Source organism: Clostridium cadaveris, assembly GCF_020911725.1.
GTDB classification, from domain to species: domain Bacteria; phylum Bacillota; class Clostridia; order Clostridiales; family Clostridiaceae; genus Clostridium_X; species Clostridium_X cadaveris.
Genome location: NZ_CP076620.1, coordinates 1667907 through 1690872 on the forward strand (window position 1 = coordinate 1667907; position 22966 = coordinate 1690872).

Consider the following 22966-nt stretch of genomic DNA (forward strand, 5'->3'; position numbering starts at 1 on the left):
AGGAGCAGATGTATGTTTTTAAAATCAATTGAAATAAGAGGATTTAAATCCTTTGCCGATAAAACAGAACTCTCCTTTAAAAAAGGTGTTACTGCAGTTGTTGGTCCTAATGGCAGTGGGAAAAGTAATATTTCTGATGCTATAAGATGGGTTTTGGGAGAACAAAGTGTAAAGACTTTAAGAGGAGGCAAAATGGAAGATGTCATTTTTGCTGGAACTCAATTTAGAAAGCCTGTGGGACTTGCTCAGGTAAGTCTTACTTTAGATAATTCTGAAGGGGAACTACCTATAGATTATTCTGATGTTACTATATCAAGAAGGTTATACAGAAATGGTGATAGTGAATATCTAATTAACAACAATTCTTGCAGGCTTAAAGATGTGCAAGAGCTATTTATGGATACAGGAATAGGAAAAGAAGGATATTCTATAATTGGTCAGGGTAAAATAGATGCTATACTAAGCGGTAAACCTGATGAAAGAAGAGCTCTTTTAGAGGAAGCAGCTGGTATAGTTAAATTTAAGACTAGAAAACTAGAAAGTGAAAAGAAGCTTCAAAGCACTGAACAAAATTTAGTCAGATTAAATGATATTCTTGTTGGCATGGAAGAAAGAATAGAACCTTTAGAGATAGATAGCATAAAGGCAAAAGAATTCCTAGAATTGTCTAATGAGCAGAAAGGACTAGAAATTTCTTTAATAATACACTCTATAGCTAAGTTAAACGAAAAAATAAGAGAGTATGAAAATGAATTACATAAAAGCGATGGTATAAAAAATGACCTCGCAAGGGAGAGAGAAGATTTAAAAAAATCTCTACAAGAAATAAACTCTCAGCTTGAAGAAGAAGAAAATAGTTTTAGTGAAGAAAAAAATAGATTTTATAATTATAAAGAGATTATTCAAAAACTTCAAGGTGAAATAGTGGTTTTAGAGGAGAGAATAAATAATGCAGAGAACTCCCTAGCAAAAAATGAAATTGAAATAGGTATTATAAATAAAAAAATTAATGATATTAAAGAGATAAAAGATGCCGAAATATTAGAACTTGAATCTCTCATTAAGGAAAAGAAAGAGTATGAAAGTCAAATCTATGATTTAGAAAAGAAAATCTATGATTTTAACAGCGAAAATTTAGTTATTGAAGAAAATAATAAAAATTTTAGAGCATTAAGCATTGAAATTTTAAGAAATATCGCTACGTGTAATAATGAAAAAACAAGCTTAAAAAGTGATATAGACAACCTAGAGGGGAAAGTTTTTTCATTAAATGAACAGAGCAGTAATTACAAAAACAATATAAACATCAATAAAACCACCGCACTTTTATTAGAAGAAGAAAATCATAAAGCTTATTGTGACATAAACCTTATGAATGAGAAAATAAAGGAAAACAAGAAAACAAAAAACATTTTGTTGAACGAAATAAATAAAATGGAAGCAAGTCTAAAAATTCAAAGTGCCCAAATAAATAAATTTGAAGCAAATCACAATATGCTCATGAATTTAGAAAAAGACTATGAGGGATATAACAAATCAGTAAAAAGTCTTATGCATCATATAGATGAAAATAAAATAAATTATGCAAAAGGAAAGGTTTTTGTTTTAGGAGAAATTATAGAAGTAGAAAAAAAATTTGAAGTAGCTATAGATATAGCTTTAGGAGCTGCTGTCTCCAATATAATAACTTCAGATGAAGTTATGGCTAAAAATCTTATAACTTACTTAAAAGAAAAGAATCTTGGTCGTGCTACTTTTTTACCACTATCAATAATACAAGGTAAAAAATTAAATTTAAATACAAACATAACTTCTTCAAAAGGGTTCCTAGGAATAGCTAGCGATATTATAATGTATGATAAAAAATATGAAAAAGCGGTAACTAGCATATTGGGAAGAACTATAATATGTGATACTATGACTAATGCTTTAAACATAGCAAAATATACAAATCACTCATATAAGATTGTAACTTTAGATGGAGAAGTGATAAATCCAGGCGGATCTATGACTGGCGGTAGCATATACAAGAAAGCTACTAATGTTATAGGAAGAAAACGAGAAATAAAAGAACTAGAAGAAAAAATACAAGCTCTTTTTAAGGAGCAGGATAGCTTAGAAAAATCACTTAATAATAAAAAGTTACAGTTTAAATCATTAGACGATGAATTTTTAAATTTAAGAGATGAAATACATCACAAGAATATTGAAGTAACTAAGATTCAAGAGAGAATGTTAGCCTTAAATAGTGAAAATAAAAAACTAGAAGATAACATAATAACATCAGAAAGAGAAACAGGTCTTATAGAGAAGAAAATATTAGACTTAAAGTTTAAGTTGGAAGAAAAAAATAAAGAACTTCAAGATTTAGAGGAAAGTGAAGAAAAAAATAAGGAAAATATAAAAGTTTCTGAACTTAAGCGAGAAGAACTGACTAAAAACTTAGAAAGTCAAAAGGAAACATTTACAAAATTAAAAATAGAAAAAGCTCAGTTAGATGAAGTTATATTGTCTAAAGAAGCTAATACTCAAAGAAACTCAAGAGACTTAAAAGAGGCTGTAAACAAATCTAGAGAACTTCAAAAGGAAATGTCAGAGGGAAATTCTATAAAATCTGAATCTTTGAGTTTGATAGATAAGAAGAAAGCTGAGATAGTAGGGTATGAGGATAAAATTAAAGAATTAGAGGCTGACTTTGAAACTTATGAAAAGAAAAGAATTGTTTTAAAAGAAAACATAACTAAGTTTAATTCCCAGCTTGAAGATATAAACTCTTTAATTAGAAAAAATGAAGAGGAAATCAATAAACTTGGGATAAACAAGGCTAAATATGAAATAGAAATGCAGGGGTATTTAACGAAGCTTAATGAAGATATGAATCTTACCTTAGCAGAAGCAGAAGATTTAGCTGAAAAAGATATTGATGTTCAAGTGACTAAAAGTAGAATATCAACATTAAAAGGTAAAATATCCTCATTAGGTAATGTAAATTTAGGAGCCATTGAAGAGTATAAAGAAGTGAGTGCTAAATATGAGTTCATGTGCATCCAAAGAGAGGATTTAGAAAAATCTAAGAAAGAACTATTAAATGTTATTGATGAAATGACATCTAAGATGAAAGAAATGTTCAATGAAAATTTTCAAAAGCTTAGAGAATATTTTAGTGAAACATTTAAAGAACTTTTCAAAGGAGGAAGAGCTGACCTTATATTGGGTGAAGGCGATGAACTCAGTGCTAATATAGAAATAAATGTTGAGCCGCCAGGTAAAAAGCTTCAAAATATAAATCTTATGTCTGGAGGAGAAAAGGTGTTGTCAGCTATAGCTCTATTATTTGCTATTTTAAAGATGAAGCCTACGCCTTTCTGTATATTAGATGAAATAGAAGCTGCTTTAGATGATGCTAATGTATTTAGATATGCCTCATTTTTAAAGGAATTTTCAAGCAATATCCAGTTCATAGTAATAACTCATAGAAAAGGTACTATGGAAGCTAGTGATGTATTGTATGGAGTGACTATGGAGGAAAAAGGGGTTTCAAAAATTATTTCAGTAGACTTAAGTGCATAAATTAAATTCAGGAGGAAGAATAATGTTTGGAGGATTTTTTGATAAATTAAAATCAGGATTAAGTAAAACAAGAGACACATTAACAGATAAAATGAATGAAGTGTTTAATTTAGCTGTTACAATTGACGAGGATTTATATGAAGAACTAGAGGAAATACTTATAACATCAGATATTGGAGTAGACACTTCTGTAGAAATAATAGAGAGACTACGAAAAGTTATAAGAGATGAAAAGGTTAATGATCCTAAAGAAGTTAAACCATGCTTAAAGAGAGTTATTGTTGATATGATTAACGAAGGTGTAGAGGAAGAGGGAGAAGAGACCTATCCAAAAGCTATGCTTATAATAGGGGTAAATGGTGTTGGAAAAACAACTTCTATAGGAAAAATAGCTTCCCAATATAAAAATCATGGAAAACACGTAATACTTGCAGCTGCAGATACTTTTAGAGCAGGGGCGATAGATCAGCTTGAAGTTTGGGCTAACAGGTCTGGAGTTGATATAATTAAACATAATGAGGGAGCAGATCCAGGAGCAGTTGTTTTTGATGCAATAAGTTCTTTTAAGGCCAAGAAGGGTGATGTACTTATATGTGATACTGCAGGAAGACTTCATAACAAAAAGAATTTAATGAATGAGCTTGGAAAAATTAACAAGATAATAGATAGAGAATTACAAGGCGTTAAAAAGGAGACTCTTCTAGTGCTAGATGGAACTACAGGACAAAATGCGGTTATACAGGCTAAACAATTTATGGAAGTATGCCCTATTGACGGTATAGTTCTTACAAAGTTAGATGGAACAGCTAAAGGTGGAGTTGTTATATCCATTAAGCAGGAGCTTCATATACCTGTTAAGTATATAGGTGTAGGAGAAGGCATTGATGATCTTCAAAAATTTGATGCAAAATCATTTGCGGAAGCACTTTTTTAAATGTGTTAAGTAAAAGTACTTGACAACATATTCTGTATCTGATATTATTTCTTTTGTGAGTTAGGTGATTGATTATGGAAGAGAGAGTAGAAATATCTCTGCTGCTTGATTTGTATGGAGAACTTCTGACAGAAAAACAAAAAAATATCATGTTTATGTATTATAATGATGATTTTTCTTTGTCAGAAATAGCTGAACTTAACCATACTAGCAGGCAAGCGATACATGACTTAATTAAAAGATGTCACAAGCAATTATTGAGCTATGAAGAAAGGATTCACCTTTTGAAAAATAGCCTCAAAGCTGCTAAAAAGAAGGAAGAAATAATTTATCAGCTAAATAAGTTAATGGATAAACACATGGAAGAAAAAGATAGTATAGACAGTATAATAAAACTTATTGATGAGGCAATATAAAGTAGGAGGGATTACATGGCTTTCGAAGGATTAGGTTCAAAATTGCAAGATGCATTAAAAAAGCTTAAGGGCAAAGGAAAGTTAAACGAAAAAGATATAAAAGAAGTCATGAGAGAAGTTAAGCTGGCACTTTTAGAAGCTGACGTTAACTACAAAGTAGTAAAGAAATTTGTTTCAGCTGTGAGTGAAAAGTGCGTTGGAAAAGAAGTATTGGAGAGTTTAACTCCGGGACAGCAGGTCATAAAGATTGTTAATGATGAATTAACAATGCTCATGGGGAATAGCGAAAGCAAAATAAATTATGATGATAAAGGACTAACCGTAATAATGTTAGTTGGTCTTCAAGGTGCTGGTAAAACTACTATGGCTGGTAAGCTAGCATTGCACTTAAGAAAAAAGAATAAAAAACCTTTGCTTGTAGCAGGGGATATATATAGGCCAGCAGCTATAAAACAGCTTCAAACAGTTGGCCGCCAAATAGATGTTCCAGTATTTGCCATGGGTGATAAAGTGAGCCCTGTAGATATAGCTAAAGCAGCTATTGAACATGCAAAAAATGATGGTTTAAATGTAGTGATATTAGATACCGCAGGAAGACTTCACATTGATGAAGATCTTATGCAGGAATTAAAAGATATAAAAGCTTCTGTAGATCCAAATGAAATATTACTAGTAGTTGATGCTATGGCAGGTCAGGATGCTGTAAATGTGGCTGACAGTTTTAATAGTTTACTAGATATATCAGGAGTAATTTTAACAAAATTAGATGGTGATACTAGAGGTGGAGCCGCATTATCTATAAGAGAAGTTACCGGCAAACCAATAAAATTTGCAGGTATGGGAGAGAAGATGAATGATTTAGAAGTCTTTCACCCAGATAGAATGGCTTCTAGAATTTTAGGTATGGGAGACGTAATGTCTCTTATAGAAAAAGCTCAAGCTGCTATTGATGAAAAAGAGGCTTTAGAGCTTGGAAATAGAATGATGAATCAAGAATTCAATTATGAGGACTTTAAAGATGCAATGGCTCAAATGAAAAAGCTAGGACCTCTTGGAAAGGTATTAGAGATGATGCCTGGTGTAAATTCCAAAGAGCTTAAGGGATTGGATTTAAGCCAAAGCGAAAAAGAAATGAAAAAAACAGAAGCCATAATTAATTCTATGACTATAAAAGAAAGAAAAAACCCAAATATTATTTCTTCATCAGCTTCAAGAAGAAAAAGAGTTGCACAAGGTTCAGGAACATCAATACAAGATGTAAATAAACTTATCAAGAGCTTTGAACAAATGAAAAAGATGATGAAGCAGATGAATGGAATGCAGAAAAAAGCTAAAAAAGGCTTTATGGGAAAACTTCCTTTCATGTAAAAAAACTTTGAAAAATAAAGTCATATAAATAGTTTTAACTTTGAGAAGTTTAAACTTATTATTATAGAGATTTATCCTTTAAAGGAGGTGAAAATAATGGCAGTAAAGATTAGACTAAGAAGAATGGGTGCTAAGAAAGCTCCTTTTTACAGAGTAGTTGTAGCAGATTCAAGAAGCCCAAGAGATGGTAGATTTATCGAAGAAATCGGATATTACAATCCAGTTGCAGAACCAGCAATAATTAAAATAGATGCTGAAAAAGCTAACACTTGGATAAAGAATGGAGCTCAACCAACTGACGTCGTTAAGAAGCTTTTAGAAAAAGCTGGTATGAACGAGTAATTTTTGGGGAGGTGAATTCTGATAGTTGTATTGTCTAGCTATCAGAAGGTAAATGAAAGAATTAGTTGAAATTTTAGCTAAATCACTTGTAGATAACCCAGAAGAAGTTCAAGTCAATGAAGTTATAGGTGAACAATCTATAATTCTTGAATTGAAAGTTGCTCCAGAAGACATGGGAAAAGTCATAGGAAAGCAGGGAAGAATAGCAAAAGCTATTAGAACTGTTGTCAAGGCTGCAGCAATAAAAGAAGATAAACGAGTAGTCGTTGAAATTATTAATTAGAGTTAGGTTTTTTTCCTAGCTCTTTTTACTTAAATTAAAATAAATAATTTTCGGTGGTGAAAATATGAAAGAATATATGACTGTTGGGCAAATTACTAAGCCTCACGGTGTACGCGGAGAGGTAAAGGTTTATCCACTGACTGATGACGTTAGAAGATTTAGAAAGCTTAAGTCTTGTATAATAGATGATAAAGTAGTTGAAATAACATGGTGCAAGCTTCAAGCAGATAGAGTTATTCTTAAACTTCAAGGTGTAGACACAGTAGAAGATGCGGAACGAATGAGAAATAAATATATTAAAGTAGAAAGAAAGGATGCTGTAAAGCTTCCAAGAAACTCTTATTTTATAATTGATCTTATAGGATGCAAAGTATATGATTCAGAAGAAAGATACATAGGAGAACTTATAGATGTTATAAAGACTGGAAGTAATGATGTATATGAAGTAAAAGGTGAAAAAGAAATTCTTATACCAGCTTTAAAAGAAATAGTATACTCAGTAGATGTAGAAGAAAAAAAGATAATTATAAAGCCTGTAGGAGAATGGCAAGATGAAGATTAGCATATTAACATTGTTTCCTGAAATGTTTGATATATTTAATCACAGCATAATTAAGAGAGCCAGGGAAAATGGAATAATAGAGATAGAAGCTATAAATATAAGAGATTTTTCTAATAACAAACATAAAAAGGTTGATGATTACCCTTATGGGGGCGGTGCAGGCATGGTTATGGCACCACAACCTATAATTGATTCTATAAAATTTATGAAAACTAAAAATTCAGGAAAAGTGATTTTTTTAGGACCAAGAGGGAAAAAATTTAATCATTCGATTTCTAAGGAGTTAAGTAATGAAAAAGAACTTATTTTTTTATGTGGCCATTATGAAGGTATAGATGAAAGAATATATGACTATATAGATGAGGAAATATCCATAGGTGATTTTATTTTAACTGGTGGAGAAATGGCGTGCATACCAATAGTAGATAGCATATGTAGACTTATCCCTGGAGTTTTAGGTAAAGAAGAGAGTTTTCAAGAAGAGTCATTTTATAATGGACTTTTGGAATATCCTCAATATACAAGGCCTGAAGTATATGAAGGTAAGAGAGTTCCTGAGGTGTTGCTTTCAGGGCATCATGAAAATATAAAAAAATGGAGAAGACAGCAGTCTATCATCCTCACATATAAGAAGAGGCCAGATCTTCTTAAAAGTGTAAAACTTTCAGAAGAAGATAAAAAAACACTTAAAAACACACAAAAAAACATTGATGTGTAAAAAAATTTGTGATAAAATTAAGTTTGTGCTAGTACGGGCGGTCCTCTATCAAGATTTTATTTGGTATGAACGTCAATTATATTATAAGGAGGGAATGCACAATGAACGAATTAATAAGAGCTATAGAAGCAGAACAATTAAGAAGTGAAAAATTACCTGAATTTAACGTAGGAGACAATGTTAAAGTTCACGTAAGAATCAAAGAAGGTAACAGAGAAAGAATTCAGATGTTTGAAGGAACTGTTATAAAGATACAAAATGGAGGAGCTAGAGAAAACTTCACAGTAAGAAGACTTGCTTACGGTGTTGGTGTTGAAAGAACATTCCCAGTTAACTCTCCAATAGTTGAAAAAGTTGAAGTTACTAGAAGAGGTAAAGTAAGAAGAGCTAAGCTATTCTACCTAAGAGGCAGAGTTGGTAAGGCTGCAAAGGTTAAAGAAAGAATATAACATATTTGCAAGTTTAAAAGGGGTGTTGTTACCCCTTTTTTCTATATAAATAACTTTAAAATACACATAATAGAAAGGATGGCGAAAATATGGCAAATATAAATTGGTTCCCAGGACATATGGTTAAAACCAGAAGAGAGATAAAGGAAAATTTAAAGCTGGTTGATGCTGTTATAGAGATAAGAGATGCTAGAATAGTTAGTACTAGTGCTAATCCTGAAATAGAAGAATTATGTAAAGGAAAGCCTAGAATAATCCTATTAAATAAAAGTGACTTGTCAGAAAAATCAATAACTAAAGCATGGATTAACAAATTAACTAATGACAGCGTAAGGGTTTTAGAAGTAAATTGCTTAACAGGAGCAGGACTCAAAGAAATAAAACCTCTTATGGAGGAATTACTGAAAGAAAAGCATGACAGGCTTAGAGCTAAGGGTTTAAAAAATATAGTTATGAGAGCTATGGTAGTAGGTATACCTAATGTAGGGAAATCTTCATTTATAAATAAGATGGCAAAGAACAATATAGCTAAGACAGGGGATAGACCTGGAGTAACTAAGAGTAAACAATGGATAAAGACTAAAATAGGTATAGAGCTGATGGACACACCAGGAATACTATGGCCTAAATTTGAAGATGAAGAGGTTGCATTAAACCTAGCTTTCACTGGGGCAATAAAAGATGAAATTATGGATATAGAAGAACTTGCATATAATTTAGTATCTAGACTTAAGGTAAATTATCCTGAAAGACTTATGGAGCGTTATAAACTTACTGAGATTAAAGAAGATACCTTAGATATACTAAATGATATAGCTAAGAAAAGAGGAACAATAGCATCAGGAGGTGTTGTTGATTACAATAGGCTTTCAGTTCTGTTATTAGATGAATTTAGAGGAGGAAAGCTGGGCTGCATTTCCTTAGAAAGACCATAATATAGGGGGATTCATATGTTATACAAAGGTCTTAAATATAAAGAAGTAAAAGAAGAGATAGATAAGCTGGATTTAAATAATGAAACAGAAGAGAAGATTTTATTAATTATAGCTTCTCTTAATGAGGATAAAAGAAAAAATATAAATGCATTAGGGCAAAGGCTTCAAAAAAACTTAGATGCATTAAATAAAGAAAGAATTAGAGTAAAAGGTCTTTACGATAATGATAAAAGCTATGGAGAAGAAATAATGGTAGCGGGAGTAGATGAGGTTGGACGTGGTCCTTTAGCCGGTCCAATTGTTGCTGCTTCTGTAATATTAAAGCTCAATGTTGATGAAGCAGAAATGATATTAGGCGTAAATGATTCCAAAGTTTTAACTGAAGAAAAAAGAGAAAAACTATCTGAAATTATAAAGAATAAAGCTATTTCTTATTCAATCGCTCAATGTGAAAGTGAAGAAATAGACGAAAAAGGAATAGCGTACTGCAACAATAAGGTTTTTAAGGATGCAGTTCATGGGTTAAGTGTTAAACCTGATTTAGTTTTATCTGATGGGTATCTCATAAAAGATTTTGATATGCCAAACAAAGCTATAATAAAAGGTGACAGACACAGTGCTTGCATTGCTGCTGCTTCAATTATAGCTAAAGTTTATAGAGACAATCTTATGAAAGATTATAATGAAATATATCCTAATTATGATTTTGGACATAATGCCGGGTATGGAACTAAAAAGCATATAGAAGGTATAAAAAAATATGGTATGTGTAAGATTCATAGAAGAAGTTTTTTAAATAACATTCTTTAAGTGATTTATTTTGCTTAAGTTATTGTTGTAATTAAAATAAACTTCGATGACATCAATTCTACAATTGATATTTGAAATATTGTGCTTTAAGATAAAGAATTCAGCGCATTTATATAACTTTTTTAATTTAAAGCAGGTTACAGCTTCCCTTGGTGATCCATATAGAAGCGAAAACCTGCTTTTTACTTCTATAAAACACAAAACATCTTTATCTAAGGCGATTATATCTACTTCTCCATAACGGCATGAGAAATTATATTGAATTATTTTATAATTAGATCTTTCTAGAAATTTTCCGGCTAAACGTTCACCATGAGTACCAATGGATTTGTTAAATTTTTTCATAATATTAAACTCTTCCTTTATATAAAATATAGAAATTTTAAGAAATTAATAGGGTAAATAAGGGATTTATGCTATTATTAAAATAGATAAATTGGACATTATAAAAGTATGTTCATAAATTCATGTATATATTCAAATCTAGATAATTAAATAATGATTTATATAATATTAAGGTTAGAAGGTCATAAATTATGTGGGAATTAACAAGAGGATTAATAGGTAATTTAGGGTATTCAATTTTAATTGCTTTTACCATGTCTAAAAGTAGAACACTTCAAAAGATTGTAGATACAGATAAAAAATCAAATAAAGATATAATTACCTTAGGGATAATTTTTGGTATCTATGGAATTTTTGGAACTATTATGGGGATTGATTATAAAGGGTCTGTGGTAAATATACGTAATATCCCTATCATAGTTTCATCTATAACATTTGGACCTATAGTCGGAGGAATTGCTGGTACTATAGCAGGAATTCACAGACTTATATATAATATGGGACAATCAACGGCACTAGCATGTGCTATAAGTACTATATTTTCAGGAATAGCTTCGGGATTTTTATGTAAAAATAAACAATCAAGCAATGAATATATTTACAGTGTTTTTTCTGTAGTAGTCACCGAAAGTATAAGTATGATATTGATTTGTCTTACTAATGATGATGGCGTAATCATAGTAAATGATATATTTATACCTATGGTTATAATAAACTCTATAGGTATAATCATAATAATAACTATAGTGAATAGTATTTTAGATGAAAAAGAAAAGCTTGCTGGAGAGCAGGCAAGGATAACTTTGGATATAGCAAATAAAACGCTGCCTTATTTTAAGGAAGTAAATGAGGAATCTTTGAGCAGAGTCTGTGAAATAATAAGGAGCAGTTTGGGTTCTGAATTTGTGGTACTTACAGATGATAAAGAGATTTTAGCTTATTCAGCTAAAAACAAAAATATAAAAATAATGCACAAGATAATAGTAAATGATTATACTAAACGCGTTATAGAAACTGGACATGCTATTACATTGAATAATAAAAGAGAAAATGCAAAGACAGACTTAATGGAAAACTCTATAAAGTCTTCAATAATAACACCGCTCATATATTATGAAAAAGTTATAGGTACATTGAAAATTTCATTTAATAATAGTTCTTACATAACAGAACGAAACAGATCTTTAGCAGAAGGATTATCAACTCTTATTTCTACACAATTACAGCTTGGAAAAATTAAAAAGCTTGAAGAGATGGCACATAAAGCAGAGATAAGAGCACTACAGACTCAAATACATCCACATTTTTTATTTAATGCTCTTCATACTATAACTTCTTTCGTGAGAATTAATCCGGATATGGCTAGGGAGCTTATAGTTAATCTGTCAGATTATTTGAGGTTTAATTTAGAAGTTAAAGATAATCTTATTGAACTTCAAAAAGAATTAGAACAAGTTAAAGCTTACGTAGCTATAGAAAAAGCTAGATTTGGTGATAAAATTCAAATTAATTATGACATTCCGAAAGAATGTATGAATATTAAAATCCCGCCTTTAACTATAGAACCTCTTGTTGAAAATGCTATAAAGCATGGTATTTTAAAAAATAGAGTTGGCAGGAATGTATGGATAAGGTGTATTGATGAATCAGAATCTTGTAAGATAATTATAGAGGATGATGGATGTGGAATAGATGAGAATATAATCAACCAGATATATGAAGAGACGATAAGTGATAACAAAATTGGCTTATACAATGTTTATTCAAGAGTAAAACTCATTTATGGAAAGGCGCCGATAATTGAAAGATTAAATAATGGCACAAGAATATCATTTAATATTAATAAGGGGGATGGATATGAGGGCAATAATAGTAGATGATGAACTTCCATCAAGACAGGAACTAGAATATTTTATAAAAACCTTTAGCAACATAAAAATTATGAATCAATTTGATGATGGAGTAAGCGTATTAAAATATGTTCAAAATAATCCTATTGATGTGATATTTCTAGATATAAATATGCCTAATTTAGATGGTATGAACTTGGCAAAGATTTTACATGAAATAAATCCAGATATAAAAGTGATATTTATAACTGCATATAAAGAATATGCACTAGATGCTTTTGAAATACATGCTTTTGACTATTTGGTTAAGCCCTATTCAAAAGACAGAATAGTATCTGCTCTTGAAAGGTTGGAATCTTCATTTGAAGAGAATTCAGCCATTTCTAGTGATAAAATATCTGTTTTGAAGAACAACAAGATATACGTCATAAATATAAAAGATATATATTATATTCAAGCTTCTGGAAGAGGAGTTGCAATCTTTACTAAAGATTGCGAATATACATCAAGAAATAAAATATCAGATATGGAGAAAAAGCTGCCAACAAAGGAGTTTTATAAATCTCATAGGTCGTTTATAGTAAACTTGGGAAAGGTAAAAGAAGTCCAACCTTGGTTTAATGATACTTATGTTTTAAAATTAAAAGACATAGATAAGGAAATACCTGTAAGTAGAAACAATATAAAAAGATTTAGAGAAATACTGAGTTTTAAATAAGTATATAGTGTAGTACTGAATAACCGTAATTGTTATAATTAAATAGATGAAAATGAGTATATAATAGTATTAAATGAAGTTAGAATATATTTTTAATGAAGTTACATATATCTTTTAATGTAATAATAATTTGTATGTAAAACTAAGCTTTTTAAGCTGTAGAAATAGAATCTAATGAAATGAACTGTAGAAAAAAGGAAAAATAAGCATGAAATACCTTTATAGTGCATTTCGTGCTTAGATATCGTCATTTAAATACAATACCATTTCTGTGAAAATGTATACATTCTATAATGTTGTTATAGATAAATAATATTATGGGGAGATGGATGTATATGATTTCATTTTTACTATCATTACTAGCGTTAGTAGCAGGCTATATTATTTATGGTAAATTTGTAGAAAAGACTTTTGGGGTAGACGATAATATTAAAACACCAGCTGAAACAATGCAAGATGGTGTGGATTTTGTACCTATGAGTTGGCCGAAGATATTTTTAATACAGTTTTTAAATATAGCTGGATTAGGGCCTATCTTTGGTGCCATATCAGGAGCTTTATGGGGACCTGCAGCATTTTTATGGATAGTTTTTGGCTGTATATTTGCAGGAGCAGTACATGATTTTTTTACCGGAATATTATCAATGAGAAACAAAGGAGCAAATGTACCAGAACTAGTTGGTAAGTACCTTGGAGAAAAAGTAAAAAAGATAATGGTTGTATTTTCAGTAATTCTTTTAATATTAGTGGGAGTTGTATTTTTAACAGGACCAGCAGATTTGCTTCATACGCTAACAGGACTAAGCAGAAACACATTTATTGTTATTATAACTATATATTATATTTTAGCTACAATACTTCCTATAGATAAGATAATAGGAAAAATTTATCCTCTATTTGGTTGTTGCCTTTTGATAATGGCTATAGGAATTGGATTTGGAATAACAACTCAAGGTTATACCATACCAGAAATTCAATTTTTTAATTTTCATCCAAATGGAGTCCCTATATTTCCATATCTGTTTATAACAATAGCATGTGGAGCTATTTCAGGCTTTCATGCAACACAATCACCAATTATGGCTAGATGTGTAAAAAAGGAATCAGAAGCTAGAAAAATATTCTATGGAGCTATGATTACTGAAGGGGTTATAGCTCTTATATGGGCAGCGGCAGCTATGGCTTTCTTTGGAGGCAGCGAAGGTCTTCAAGCTGCAATATCAAATGGTGGACCAGCAGGTGTTGTAAATACAATATCTAATACAGTTATGGGAAAAATAGGCGCAGTGCTTGCAATTTTAGGAGTAGTAGCATGTCCTATAACTTCAGGTGATACAGCATTTAGAAGCGCTAGACTCATAATAGCTGATCATATAAATCTTAAGCAAGAACAAATAGGAAATAGATACAAGATAGCAATTCCAATGTTCGCCGTAGGTATAGCACTTACATTTATAGACTTTACTGTAATATGGAGATACTTCTCTTGGGCAAATCAAACTTTAGCTATGATAATGCTTTGGGCTGCCGCTTCATATATGGTAAAGGTAAATAAGAATCATTGGATTTGTAGTATACCAGCAGTATTTATGTCAGCAGTAACTTCAGCGTATATATTACAAGCTCCAGAAGGATTTAGAATTTCTGCATCAGTATCAAATATAGTTGGAATAATATTTGCGTTAGTTTTATTTGGAGTATTTTTGAATTACACTAGAAAAAGCCAAAAAGAAGACTCATTAGAGTTTAATAAATAGAGTTTAATAAACTAATTTTTAAATAAGGCTGAGGAGTTAATAGTCCTCAGCCTTATTTTATACAAAATATATGATAATAATTAACTTATTATGCGTTACAATAAATGCTTAATAAAATAAACATATATATAATAAATAATTTAAATATATATTATTACTGATAAGTTTTAAGATATATAATAAATAATTTAAACTTTTTAAGAACTTTTCATGTACATATAACGCATTTCATGACACTATATCGGCTTTTAAAGCTGATAATATTTCTGTGAAAATGTCTACATTTTATAATTAAAATGTAATAAATAATTTTATAGGAGATGATTTTATGATTTCATTTTTGGTATCATTAGTAGCACTTATAGTAGGTTATATAATCTATGGTAAATTTGTAGAAAAGACATTTGTAGTTGATGACAAAATTAAGACTCCAGCTGAAACAATGCAAGATGGTATAGACTATGTACCTATGAGCTGGCCAAAAATATTTTTGATTCAGTTTTTAAATATAGCAGGTCTTGGACCAATATTTGGTGCCATATCAGGAGCTTTATGGGGACCAGCAGCATTTTTATGGATAGTTTTTGGATGTATATTTGCAGGAGCGGTACATGATTTCTTTACGGGGATATTATCTATAAGAAATAATGGAGCAAATGTACCTGATATAGTAGGTAAGTATTTAGGCGAAACCCCTAGAAAAATAATGGTAGTATTTTCAGTAGTACTTCTAATATTAGTAGGAGTAGTGTTTTTAACAGGACCAGCAGATTTATTGCAGACTTTAACAGGGCAAAGCAGAAATCTATTTATAGTATTGATTGTAATTTATTATATTTTAGCAACTATATTACCTGTTGATAAGATAATAGGAAAGATATACCCATTATTTGGAGCATGTCTTTTAATTATGGCCTTTGGAATTGGAATTGGTATATGTACTAATGGCTATGCGATTCCAGAAATTCAGTTTGTAAATTTCCATCCAGCAGGAACTCCAATATTTCCATATTTATTTATAACAATAGCTTGTGGAGCAATTTCAGGCTTTCATGCAACTCAATCACCAATTATGGCTAGATGTGTGAAAAAGGAATCAGAAGCTAGAAAAGTATTCTATGGAGCAATGATAGCAGAGGGAGTTATAGCACTTATATGGGCAGCAGCAGCTATGTCTTTCTTTGGTGGAAGTGAAGGACTTCAAGCAGCTATATCAAATGGTGGACCAGCAGGTGTTGTAAATACTATATCAAACACATTAATGGGTAAGATAGGTGCAATATTAGCCATATTAGGTGTAGTAGCATGTCCTATAACTTCAGGAGATACAGCATTTAGAAGTGCTAGGCTAGTTATTGCAGACTCAATACACATGAAACAAGAAAATATAATGAACAGATATAAGATAGCTATTCCAATGTTTGCTGTAGGTATTGCGCTTACATTTATAGATTTTACTATAATTTGGAGATATTTCTCTTGGGCAAATCAAACTTTAGCTATGATAATGCTTTGGGCAGCATCATCTTATATGGTTAAATCTAAAAAGAACCACTGGATTTGTACAATCCCAGCAGTATTTATGTCAGCTGTAACTTCTGCTTACATTTTGCAAGCTCCAGAAGGATTCAGACTTGCAGCACCTATATCTAATATATGCGGAGTTGTATTTGCATTAATATTATTTGGATTATTTTTAAACTACACAAGAAAGAGCTCAGAAGGTAATTCAGTAAAAGTTAATAATTAATTGAGTTATATGTTACAGTAAGTATTAAAAGGTTAAGGACAAGCTATGTCTTTAGCCTTTTGCTTTTATAAAAAAACATTTTAGTATAATTATGAAAAAATAAAGATTATATTTTATGATAGCTGTCTATACTCTCCTATAGAGGTGATAAGATATGCCAGTAAAGATTAAATCGGCTACCTTTAGAGGTATAGATGGAATTATGATAGAAGTAGAAGCTGATGTAAGGAAATCCCTTCCGGCTTTTCATATACTTATAGACATAGTCAAGGCTATAAAAAGCATTGAAGTATGGAGGTTTATGAAAAGTGGAATTTGTAAATGTTGATAAAAAAATAATAAAATCTAATGTGACTGATGGAGCTAAAACATTATATAGTTTATTATGTTCATATTGTTATGGTGATAAAGATACGTGTTTTCCTGCACAAACAACTTTAGCTAATGATTTAAGAGTAACTGTAAGAACAATTCAAAGGCGTTTAAAAGAATTAGTACAAGCAGGGTTTATCGAAGTTAAAAGAAGGGGATTAACCCTGACCAATATTTATAGAATAATTAATAAAGTTAAAACTAAAGCGGTCGCTAAAGCTAGAGCAACAGTAGAGAAAGTTAGGTCATCATATAAAAATAAGTTTTCAACTTTTAACAATTGTAGTCAAAGGGAATATACAAAAGAAGATTTAAATGATTTAGAAAGGAAATTGCTAGGGTGGGATTAACGAAAAAGAAAAAACTCTTAATTAAGGTCACGACTCCTTAACTAAGAGAAAAACACAATGTTTTATTAAAACTAAATATTATATCAAATTAATTAAAGTATACTCATTTTAAAATAAATAGTCAAGTATGCTTATTTGTCGTGTTAAAAAATTTAAAATTTTCAAATTTAAGCTATTGTTTTTATTATGTTCATTATTTTATTTTTAATTATAGTGAATTTAATAAAGGTAATAGCTAATTTTTTTCTTTTTTATTCTCAGATAAGATTTTAGTGTCGTATCTAAAGAGAAACTTAATACATTTCTAGACATCATCTTAGACTCAATACTAATAATTAAAACTTAATAACTAAAAGAGTAATAATAGATACTCACACTTTTAGAAAAATTTGTTATAATGATAATATATACATTAAAGGTGGAGATGTGCATATGAGTATTAACAACAGATTAAAAGAAATACGGATGAAAGAGTATATGATGAATCAAATAGACTTTGCAAAGATGTTAGATATAAATATGAAAGTATATAATAACTGGGAACGAGGACAAAACATTCCTAGTTTAGAAAAAGCTATGGAAATATCTAAAAAATTAAATAGAAAGATAGAAGATATATGGTATTAAATTAATCTATATATCTTTTTTTATATGAAAATATCACTAAATTTAAGAACATTTCTTGTATATAGTGAATACTATATATTAACAAGATATAGGAGGTTAATTTATATGTTTAAACTAGATATAGCTGTTTTTAACTGGGTATATAATCAATGCCTAACACTAGGTTCTATATTCGAATTTGGTGCTTTAGAAGGTCTTTTAATGTATCTTACATTACTTTCACCAATTATAATCGCAGATAGAAAGAAGGTAATTAAAAAATGATAACAGAGTTTGCTATAGGAGCAGGATGTGTTTACTTGTATAGAAGATTTCAAAATAGAAAAGTCTATCAGTTAAAAGAAAACTGGAAGAATACTTTAGAAAATGCTAGAGCAGATGGAATAAGGAATATGAAAGGTGATACATTTGAGATGTTTAAAGTATTTGAAAAACCTTATGGATATTTAGGACTTGTAAGTATACCAAGTGGATTAAAAGTTGAAAATTTAGAGAGTGCAAAAGATATTATTCAAGACAGTTTAAATTGTCTTATAGAAGTAGAGAAAGAGAATTTTAAAGACTATGTAAAAGTTAAAATCATTACTAAACCAGTTGAGAAGTTTGAATTTGAACCTATAAAGACTTATCCTAACCAACTTTACTTGGGTAAAAAGATAGATGGAGATTACTATAAGATAGATTTAAATACTAATCCACATATCATAATTTCAGGACAAACAGGTACTGGGAAGAGCTTTCTTTTAGCAAGTATTCTAACTAATCTTATTTATAATCATCCTAATTCAGTAGAATTATATCTTTTACAGATTACTAAAGCTGAAATAGATATATTTAGTAAGTGCAAGAATGTACGCTTTACAAGTAATAATCTAAAAGAGATAGAAGCTATCTTAGAAAAGCTTAATAACACTATTAATCTACGTTCTAAGATATTTAGTAATAGCGGGATAAAGAATATAGGACAGTGGAATAAACACTTTAAAAATAAGAGAATGAAAAGAATTATAGTATGTGTAGAAGAGATAAGTTTTTTTATGAATGATGAAGATTCTAATGCTTTTAAGATATTCAATAATTTAGTTAAGGCAGGAAGAAGTGTTGGAATACATTTGGTGGCACTTACACAGAGAACTACAGTTGCGAACCTTGGTGGAGATGGAGAGTTAAAAAGTCAAACTACAGTGATAACAGCACGACAACGTTCAGATTTAGACAGTAGGAATGCAATAGATATAGGAGATGCAGTAGATTTAAGAGAACGAGAATTTATAGCATACAGTAACGAGGGTTATGTATATTTTACAGCTCCACACCTAGATGAAGATTTCAATATTCTACATGAATATGTTCATGAGATAAAAATACCTGACATTCAAGAAGTTATAGATGCAACAGACTATAAAAAACTTGAAGAACAACGACTAATAAAAGAAGGTAAAATTCAGGTAATAGACTTGTCCCAAAAGCGTAAACAAAAAGAATCTATAAAACCTACAATAACTAATAATAACAAAAAGGGAAAAGTATCTTTGGAGGTATTAAGAAATGTTGATAAAGAAGGATAGAGAGATTTTAAGACATATAGAATTGTATAAGGCTATAAGTATTAATCAAGCTGCTAAGATAACAAATAGACCTTATGAGAGCGTTAGACGTAGGTTAAAACAACTAGAAGAACAAAAGATATTAAAGAGTTACATTAATACGTTAACTAAAGAGAAGGTTTATTATATAGAAGATAAAGTATCAGCTCACAGGCTTTATGTTATGGATTTCTATGCGGAACTTATTAAAAATGGTGCTAAAATAACTAAATTCAAACTAGAACCTAGATATTTGAATGACTTAGTAAGAGCGGATGCTTTTATAGAATTTCAATATCAGGATAATCTATATTTTATCATCCTTGAAGTAGATTTAAACCACTTTACCAGTAATTCAAAGATGCAACTCTATGAAAAGTTATGCAGAGAAAGGACTTTACAAGAAAAATGTTATGGTGTATTTCCAACTATAGTAATTTTAAAAAATAATATAGATATCACATATAAGAGTAAGAATTTTGAAGTTATATATTTAGACTTTACACTTAATAACTTTAACTCTAAAATATTCTAATAATAAATAATACAATTATTACCACTTATTATTTTATTATTATAAAAATATATTATTAAGTTTTTTTAAAAAAAACTAAAAAAACAATTACAAATTACTCATTACTGTTGAGATACAACAATCTAATAATACTAACGTCTAAGATACATCACTTTGTAGGGTATCATTTTAAGACCCTACAGTACATACAACAGTTATTACAACTCTTTATATAACAGTATATCCTACATACACACTATTATTTTTTTCAAACCAAACTTCTGATTATTTTTTTATAATAAACTTTTCAGAAAAATGTGTGTAAATAAAAAACTTTAAGGAGGTAACATTATGTTACTAGAAAAACTATTTAGATTAGTAGTATTTTATGTCTTACTTATTGTAGGTGCTAGAATCTTATTTTTTATGGGTAAGGCAGAAAGGATGCACAAAGAGAAAAAACTTGCTAAGAAGCAGGTGGCAAGTACAGAACATTATAAGTATATCTATACTCAAGATGAAATGGATGGAAGTTTATATCCACTTGTTAGAGCAGAATTCAATGCAAATATGAAGAAAAAAAGATTCACACATGAACAAATATATTATATAGAAACATACTTAAGAAAACAGTTGAATGATAAACGTAAGTTTAATAATAATGCTCATGGTATTTATTCCATGTTAAAAAGTCCACTCTTAACAAATGTAGATTACCAGTATCTGCAAACAGTTATGAGGGACTTTACACAAAAATAGAATATTGAAAATTAATTTACTTGGATAGGTGTATTATTGCCTATCCTTTTTCTTTTTATACATATAGGAATTACGTATTAATGTCGGTTGAATTTATATATAGGTGAGTAATTGTCGGTAATTTATCTCGATGGTGTCTGATGATATTATTGATGGTGTCCAGTGATAAACTCCTATTTTTCTCGTAGATAGGTAGCTGGAACCATTATATATCAACGTATTGCTTCTTCTAAAATATTATAAACGTAGTAATATTTCTATAGATTTTTGGGAAAATCAAGTTATATATAAGTATTTACAAGCACCAATGTACGAGAAAAATAGGAGTGACTTACGAGAAAAATAGGAGTTTTAAAATAGATAAAATACCGACCATATCAAAAAGACTAAGCAATTAAGCCTAGTCTTTTTTAATCCATTCGATTTTATATCCTATTATCGCTGCAATCTCTAATACTTCAGAATATTTAAGAGTTTCATTGTTTATTTTTTTAGATAAATTTTGAACACTGTAATTAGTATTATTACGTTTATTAATCTCTTCTTGTAATTTTGTTAAGCTCCATCCTGATTTTATTATATAAGCCTTCATATCTTCTTTTAATCCCATATAATCACCTCATATACATTATATCATAGGGTTTAATATTAATCAAATAAGAATAAAATTAAACTATAAAGTTGAAAAATAGTGTTGACAGTTTAAACTTAAAAGCATATACTTAAACCATAGAGTTGAAAAGGAGATGGAAAACGTGTTAAGAGGAAAAATAATAAAACTAATAACGAGAAGAAAAGAAGTTACACAAAATGAATTTAAAGATTATTTAGAAGTTAGACAATGTTTACTATCATATGGAAGATGGCTAGAAAAAAATAAACTTGAAGATAATATAACGACTTATGAGAATTTTTTAGTTAACTATTTAAATTAAAAAAATGAGGGGTAAAGGGGATTATAAAAATGATAAACAAGGAATTAGAAACTAGGTTATTTTTAGAAGGAGCTAAGAATTTATGCATCAATACATTTGTTGCAGGTTTAGAGACAAAACAGTATATAACTAGATTTAATGATATAAAGGATTATGAAACTGTAGATAATAAGTTAGTTATTGGAAACGGGAAATATAAAGCATTAAATGTGCAGGTTGACTGGGATAAAGTGAAGATTCAAGATGGAGCTATAGATAAGTTATTTGTTTTAACAGATGCAGGTAACATATTAATAGAGAGTTTTTAAATAAAAATAGGGTAGTTAATTCTACCCTTGAAATTACTCTTTTATTTTCTATATTAAAATTAATAAATCATATCTACAATAAGTAAATATAAGCAACTAGAAGATATATGGATATAGTTTCCTTATATAACCATTTACAGTCTTATATCAACTTTTGAACGCAACAAAAAGTATGCTATACTTAGAAGTGGCATACATATTTATATAACATTACTCTATATGGTATTAGTTAACTCTTATACGGTGTATAATATTTATTATATACTGTTAGTATAAAGGGTCAACGGAAGTATGTCAACACCTATTTCAGCTAATTTTAATAAAAATATTAAGAAAGGAGATGAAAATATTTCAAAAATCAGTTAAAAAGGTGACTTTTTAATATTTTAAACATAGCTCAAAGCTAATGGTATCAATGGTTTGCGAATTTTAATGAAATAGGTGTTATGGAAGGGCATTATATATTTTTTATCACAAATCAATGAATTATGAAAGGAGGTGAGAAGAATGAACGAAGAACAATTAAGAGAAGAATTAAAAAGGATACAAAATAAATATCATACTTCATGTGCATCTATATCTAGAGATATTGGAGTAGATACAAGCTTAATTAATCGACTTATAAATAATAAGTTAACATCTGCATTAAGCTATAACACAATGCTCAAAATTAAAATTTGGATAGAAGAAAGGAGGGATTAACTGACA

At 29.6% G+C, this 22966-nt stretch carries 27 protein-coding genes; 25 read left to right on the top strand and 2 right to left on the bottom strand.

What is annotated here, in order from left to right:
* The first annotated feature begins 12 nt into the window (after positions 1 to 12).
* The 11 genes from smc to KQH81_RS07840 all read left to right on the top strand — a co-directional run bounded on the left by smc (position 13) and on the right by KQH81_RS07840 (position 10387).
* On the top strand, positions 13 to 3570 hold the full coding sequence (smc, locus tag KQH81_RS07790) for a chromosome segregation protein SMC (protein WP_027638135.1): 3558 nt from the start codon (positions 13 to 15) through the stop codon (positions 3568 to 3570).
* A 22-nt stretch (positions 3571 to 3592) separates the two neighbouring features.
* Positions 3593 to 4504: a signal recognition particle-docking protein FtsY gene (gene ftsY / locus KQH81_RS07795; protein WP_027638134.1), complete on the top strand. Its 912-nt coding sequence runs from the start codon at positions 3593 to 3595 to the stop codon at positions 4502 to 4504.
* Positions 4505 to 4578: 74 nt separating this feature from the next.
* Entirely contained in the window at positions 4579 to 4920 is a 342-nt protein-coding gene (locus KQH81_RS07800; protein WP_027638133.1) for a putative DNA-binding protein, read from the top strand.
* A gap of 15 nt (positions 4921 to 4935) precedes the next feature.
* Complete coding sequence (gene ffh, locus KQH81_RS07805; protein ID WP_230029157.1) at positions 4936 to 6288, top strand: signal recognition particle protein; 1353 nt, start codon at positions 4936 to 4938, stop codon at positions 6286 to 6288.
* Positions 6289 to 6384: 96 nt separating this feature from the next.
* Positions 6385 to 6630 carry a 30S ribosomal protein S16 gene (gene rpsP, locus KQH81_RS07810; RefSeq protein ID WP_027638131.1) on the top strand — a complete coding sequence of 82 codons (246 nt, stop codon included), beginning with the start codon at positions 6385 to 6387 and terminating at the stop codon, positions 6628 to 6630.
* 52 nt (positions 6631 to 6682) lie between these two features.
* Positions 6683 to 6913, top strand: a complete 231-nt coding sequence (locus KQH81_RS07815) for a KH domain-containing protein (protein ID WP_027638130.1) — start codon at positions 6683 to 6685, stop codon at positions 6911 to 6913.
* Between the two features lie 64 nt (positions 6914 to 6977).
* Positions 6978 to 7475: a ribosome maturation factor RimM gene (rimM, locus tag KQH81_RS07820; protein WP_027638129.1), complete on the top strand. Its 498-nt coding sequence runs from the start codon at positions 6978 to 6980 to the stop codon at positions 7473 to 7475.
* The gene (gene trmD, locus KQH81_RS07825) at positions 7465 to 8193 is read left to right on the top strand and encodes a tRNA (guanosine(37)-N1)-methyltransferase TrmD (RefSeq protein ID WP_027638128.1); all 729 of its coding nucleotides are present in this window, start codon (positions 7465 to 7467) and stop codon (positions 8191 to 8193) included. The genes rimM and trmD overlap by 11 nt, the downstream gene beginning before the upstream one ends.
* 101 nt (positions 8194 to 8294) lie before the next feature.
* Positions 8295 to 8642 (top strand): 50S ribosomal protein L19, encoded by a 348-nt coding sequence (gene rplS, locus KQH81_RS07830; protein ID WP_027638127.1) that lies wholly within the window; start codon positions 8295 to 8297, stop codon positions 8640 to 8642.
* 89 nt (positions 8643 to 8731) lie between these two features.
* On the top strand, positions 8732 to 9577 hold the full coding sequence (ylqF, locus tag KQH81_RS07835) for a ribosome biogenesis GTPase YlqF (RefSeq protein WP_027638126.1): 846 nt from the start codon (positions 8732 to 8734) through the stop codon (positions 9575 to 9577).
* Positions 9578 to 9592: 15 nt separating this feature from the next.
* Positions 9593 to 10387, top strand: a complete 795-nt coding sequence (locus KQH81_RS07840; RefSeq protein ID WP_027638125.1) for a ribonuclease HII — start codon at positions 9593 to 9595, stop codon at positions 10385 to 10387.
* On the opposite strand, the gene KQH81_RS07845 is transcribed toward KQH81_RS07840, so the two are convergent.
* On the bottom strand, positions 10370 to 10732 hold the full coding sequence (locus KQH81_RS07845) for a YraN family protein (protein ID WP_027638124.1): 363 nt from the start codon (positions 10730 to 10732) through the stop codon (positions 10370 to 10372). The two genes, KQH81_RS07840 and KQH81_RS07845, sit on opposite strands and share 18 nt — an antisense overlap.
* Before the next feature lie 191 nt (positions 10733 to 10923).
* Between KQH81_RS07845 and KQH81_RS07850 the strand changes: the two genes are divergently transcribed.
* From KQH81_RS07850 to KQH81_RS07900, 11 genes are all read left to right on the top strand, one after another.
* Positions 10924 to 12612 carry a LytS/YhcK type 5TM receptor domain-containing protein gene (locus KQH81_RS07850; RefSeq protein ID WP_027638123.1) on the top strand — a complete coding sequence of 563 codons (1689 nt, stop codon included), beginning with the start codon at positions 10924 to 10926 and terminating at the stop codon, positions 12610 to 12612.
* Complete coding sequence (locus KQH81_RS07855) at positions 12590 to 13300, top strand: LytR/AlgR family response regulator transcription factor (protein ID WP_027638122.1); 711 nt, start codon at positions 12590 to 12592, stop codon at positions 13298 to 13300. The genes KQH81_RS07850 and KQH81_RS07855 overlap by 23 nt, the downstream gene beginning before the upstream one ends.
* 335 nt (positions 13301 to 13635) lie before the next feature.
* The gene (locus tag KQH81_RS07860; RefSeq protein WP_027638121.1) at positions 13636 to 15057 is read left to right on the top strand and encodes a carbon starvation CstA family protein; all 1422 of its coding nucleotides are present in this window, start codon (positions 13636 to 13638) and stop codon (positions 15055 to 15057) included.
* A 328-nt stretch (positions 15058 to 15385) separates the two neighbouring features.
* Positions 15386 to 16807: a carbon starvation CstA family protein gene (locus KQH81_RS07865; RefSeq protein ID WP_027638120.1), complete on the top strand. Its 1422-nt coding sequence runs from the start codon at positions 15386 to 15388 to the stop codon at positions 16805 to 16807.
* Positions 16808 to 16961: 154 nt separating this feature from the next.
* A complete protein-coding gene (locus KQH81_RS07870) occupies positions 16962 to 17135 on the top strand; it encodes a hypothetical protein (protein ID WP_230029158.1) in 174 nt (57 codons plus the stop codon).
* Entirely contained in the window at positions 17116 to 17529 is a 414-nt protein-coding gene (locus tag KQH81_RS07875) for a helix-turn-helix domain-containing protein (RefSeq protein ID WP_230029159.1), read from the top strand. Before KQH81_RS07870 ends, KQH81_RS07875 begins: the two co-directional genes overlap by 20 nt.
* A 432-nt stretch (positions 17530 to 17961) precedes the next feature.
* Entirely contained in the window at positions 17962 to 18156 is a 195-nt protein-coding gene (locus KQH81_RS07880; RefSeq protein ID WP_230029160.1) for a helix-turn-helix transcriptional regulator, read from the top strand.
* 105 nt (positions 18157 to 18261) lie between these two features.
* Positions 18262 to 18420, top strand: a complete 159-nt coding sequence (locus KQH81_RS07885; protein WP_230029162.1) for a hypothetical protein — start codon at positions 18262 to 18264, stop codon at positions 18418 to 18420.
* Complete coding sequence (locus tag KQH81_RS07890) at positions 18417 to 19724, top strand: FtsK/SpoIIIE domain-containing protein (RefSeq protein ID WP_230029163.1); 1308 nt, start codon at positions 18417 to 18419, stop codon at positions 19722 to 19724. Before KQH81_RS07885 ends, KQH81_RS07890 begins: the two co-directional genes overlap by 4 nt.
* Entirely contained in the window at positions 19705 to 20277 is a 573-nt protein-coding gene (locus KQH81_RS07895; protein ID WP_230029164.1) for a hypothetical protein, read from the top strand. Before KQH81_RS07890 ends, KQH81_RS07895 begins: the two co-directional genes overlap by 20 nt.
* 330 nt (positions 20278 to 20607) lie before the next feature.
* Positions 20608 to 21015: a hypothetical protein gene (locus KQH81_RS07900; protein ID WP_230029165.1), complete on the top strand. Its 408-nt coding sequence runs from the start codon at positions 20608 to 20610 to the stop codon at positions 21013 to 21015.
* Positions 21016 to 21415: 400 nt separating this feature from the next.
* Here KQH81_RS07900 and KQH81_RS07905 read toward each other — a convergent pair whose 3' ends face one another.
* Positions 21416 to 21625, bottom strand: a complete 210-nt coding sequence (locus KQH81_RS07905; protein WP_230029166.1) for an LLM class flavin-dependent oxidoreductase — start codon at positions 21623 to 21625, stop codon at positions 21416 to 21418.
* A 145-nt stretch (positions 21626 to 21770) separates the two neighbouring features.
* Here KQH81_RS07905 and KQH81_RS07910 point away from each other — a divergent pair, with 145 nt between their 5' ends.
* The 3 genes from KQH81_RS07910 (at position 21771) to KQH81_RS07920 (ending at position 22960) form a co-directional block, all read left to right on the top strand.
* A complete protein-coding gene (locus tag KQH81_RS07910; protein ID WP_230029167.1) occupies positions 21771 to 21950 on the top strand; it encodes a hypothetical protein in 180 nt (59 codons plus the stop codon).
* 29 nt (positions 21951 to 21979) lie between these two features.
* Positions 21980 to 22258, top strand: coding sequence for a hypothetical protein (locus tag KQH81_RS07915; protein ID WP_230029169.1), 279 nt, complete (start codon positions 21980 to 21982; stop codon positions 22256 to 22258).
* Between the two features lie 507 nt (positions 22259 to 22765).
* Complete coding sequence (locus KQH81_RS07920) at positions 22766 to 22960, top strand: hypothetical protein (protein ID WP_230029170.1); 195 nt, start codon at positions 22766 to 22768, stop codon at positions 22958 to 22960.
* Positions 22961 to 22966: the final 6 nt, after the last annotated feature.

What these genes read in the sequence shown, in the direction of transcription:
- KQH81_RS07850 (WP_027638123.1), top strand. Translation starts at nt 10,924, where the DNA reads ATGTGGGAATTAACAAGAGGATTAATAGGTAATTTAGGGTATTCAATT.
- rimM (WP_027638129.1), top strand. Translation starts at nt 6,978, where the DNA reads ATGAAAGAATATATGACTGTTGGGCAAATTACTAAGCCTCACGGTGTA.
- KQH81_RS07855 (WP_027638122.1), top strand. Translation starts at nt 12,590, where the DNA reads ATGAGGGCAATAATAGTAGATGATGAACTTCCATCAAGACAGGAACTA.
- ffh (WP_230029157.1), top strand. Translation starts at nt 4,936, where the DNA reads ATGGCTTTCGAAGGATTAGGTTCAAAATTGCAAGATGCATTAAAAAAG.
- KQH81_RS07865 (WP_027638120.1), top strand. Translation starts at nt 15,386, where the DNA reads ATGATTTCATTTTTGGTATCATTAGTAGCACTTATAGTAGGTTATATA.
- KQH81_RS07840 (WP_027638125.1), top strand. Translation starts at nt 9,593, where the DNA reads ATGTTATACAAAGGTCTTAAATATAAAGAAGTAAAAGAAGAGATAGAT.
- KQH81_RS07845 (WP_027638124.1), bottom strand. Translation starts at nt 10,732, where the DNA reads ATGAAAAAATTTAACAAATCCATTGGTACTCATGGTGAACGTTTAGCC.
- KQH81_RS07885 (WP_230029162.1), top strand. Translation starts at nt 18,262, where the DNA reads ATGTTTAAACTAGATATAGCTGTTTTTAACTGGGTATATAATCAATGC.
- rplS (WP_027638127.1), top strand. Translation starts at nt 8,295, where the DNA reads ATGAACGAATTAATAAGAGCTATAGAAGCAGAACAATTAAGAAGTGAA.
- smc (WP_027638135.1), top strand. Translation starts at nt 13, where the DNA reads ATGTTTTTAAAATCAATTGAAATAAGAGGATTTAAATCCTTTGCCGAT.
- KQH81_RS07895 (WP_230029164.1), top strand. Translation starts at nt 19,705, where the DNA reads ATGTTGATAAAGAAGGATAGAGAGATTTTAAGACATATAGAATTGTAT.
- rpsP (WP_027638131.1), top strand. Translation starts at nt 6,385, where the DNA reads ATGGCAGTAAAGATTAGACTAAGAAGAATGGGTGCTAAGAAAGCTCCT.
- KQH81_RS07920 (WP_230029170.1), top strand. Translation starts at nt 22,766, where the DNA reads ATGAACGAAGAACAATTAAGAGAAGAATTAAAAAGGATACAAAATAAA.
- KQH81_RS07870 (WP_230029158.1), top strand. Translation starts at nt 16,962, where the DNA reads ATGCCAGTAAAGATTAAATCGGCTACCTTTAGAGGTATAGATGGAATT.
- KQH81_RS07880 (WP_230029160.1), top strand. Translation starts at nt 17,962, where the DNA reads ATGAGTATTAACAACAGATTAAAAGAAATACGGATGAAAGAGTATATG.
- trmD (WP_027638128.1), top strand. Translation starts at nt 7,465, where the DNA reads ATGAAGATTAGCATATTAACATTGTTTCCTGAAATGTTTGATATATTT.
- KQH81_RS07900 (WP_230029165.1), top strand. Translation starts at nt 20,608, where the DNA reads ATGTTACTAGAAAAACTATTTAGATTAGTAGTATTTTATGTCTTACTT.
- KQH81_RS07860 (WP_027638121.1), top strand. Translation starts at nt 13,636, where the DNA reads ATGATTTCATTTTTACTATCATTACTAGCGTTAGTAGCAGGCTATATT.
- KQH81_RS07905 (WP_230029166.1), bottom strand. Translation starts at nt 21,625, where the DNA reads ATGGGATTAAAAGAAGATATGAAGGCTTATATAATAAAATCAGGATGG.
- KQH81_RS07890 (WP_230029163.1), top strand. Translation starts at nt 18,417, where the DNA reads ATGATAACAGAGTTTGCTATAGGAGCAGGATGTGTTTACTTGTATAGA.
- ylqF (WP_027638126.1), top strand. Translation starts at nt 8,732, where the DNA reads ATGGCAAATATAAATTGGTTCCCAGGACATATGGTTAAAACCAGAAGA.
- KQH81_RS07800 (WP_027638133.1), top strand. Translation starts at nt 4,579, where the DNA reads ATGGAAGAGAGAGTAGAAATATCTCTGCTGCTTGATTTGTATGGAGAA.
- KQH81_RS07915 (WP_230029169.1), top strand. Translation starts at nt 21,980, where the DNA reads ATGATAAACAAGGAATTAGAAACTAGGTTATTTTTAGAAGGAGCTAAG.
- ftsY (WP_027638134.1), top strand. Translation starts at nt 3,593, where the DNA reads ATGTTTGGAGGATTTTTTGATAAATTAAAATCAGGATTAAGTAAAACA.
- KQH81_RS07815 (WP_027638130.1), top strand. Translation starts at nt 6,683, where the DNA reads ATGAAAGAATTAGTTGAAATTTTAGCTAAATCACTTGTAGATAACCCA.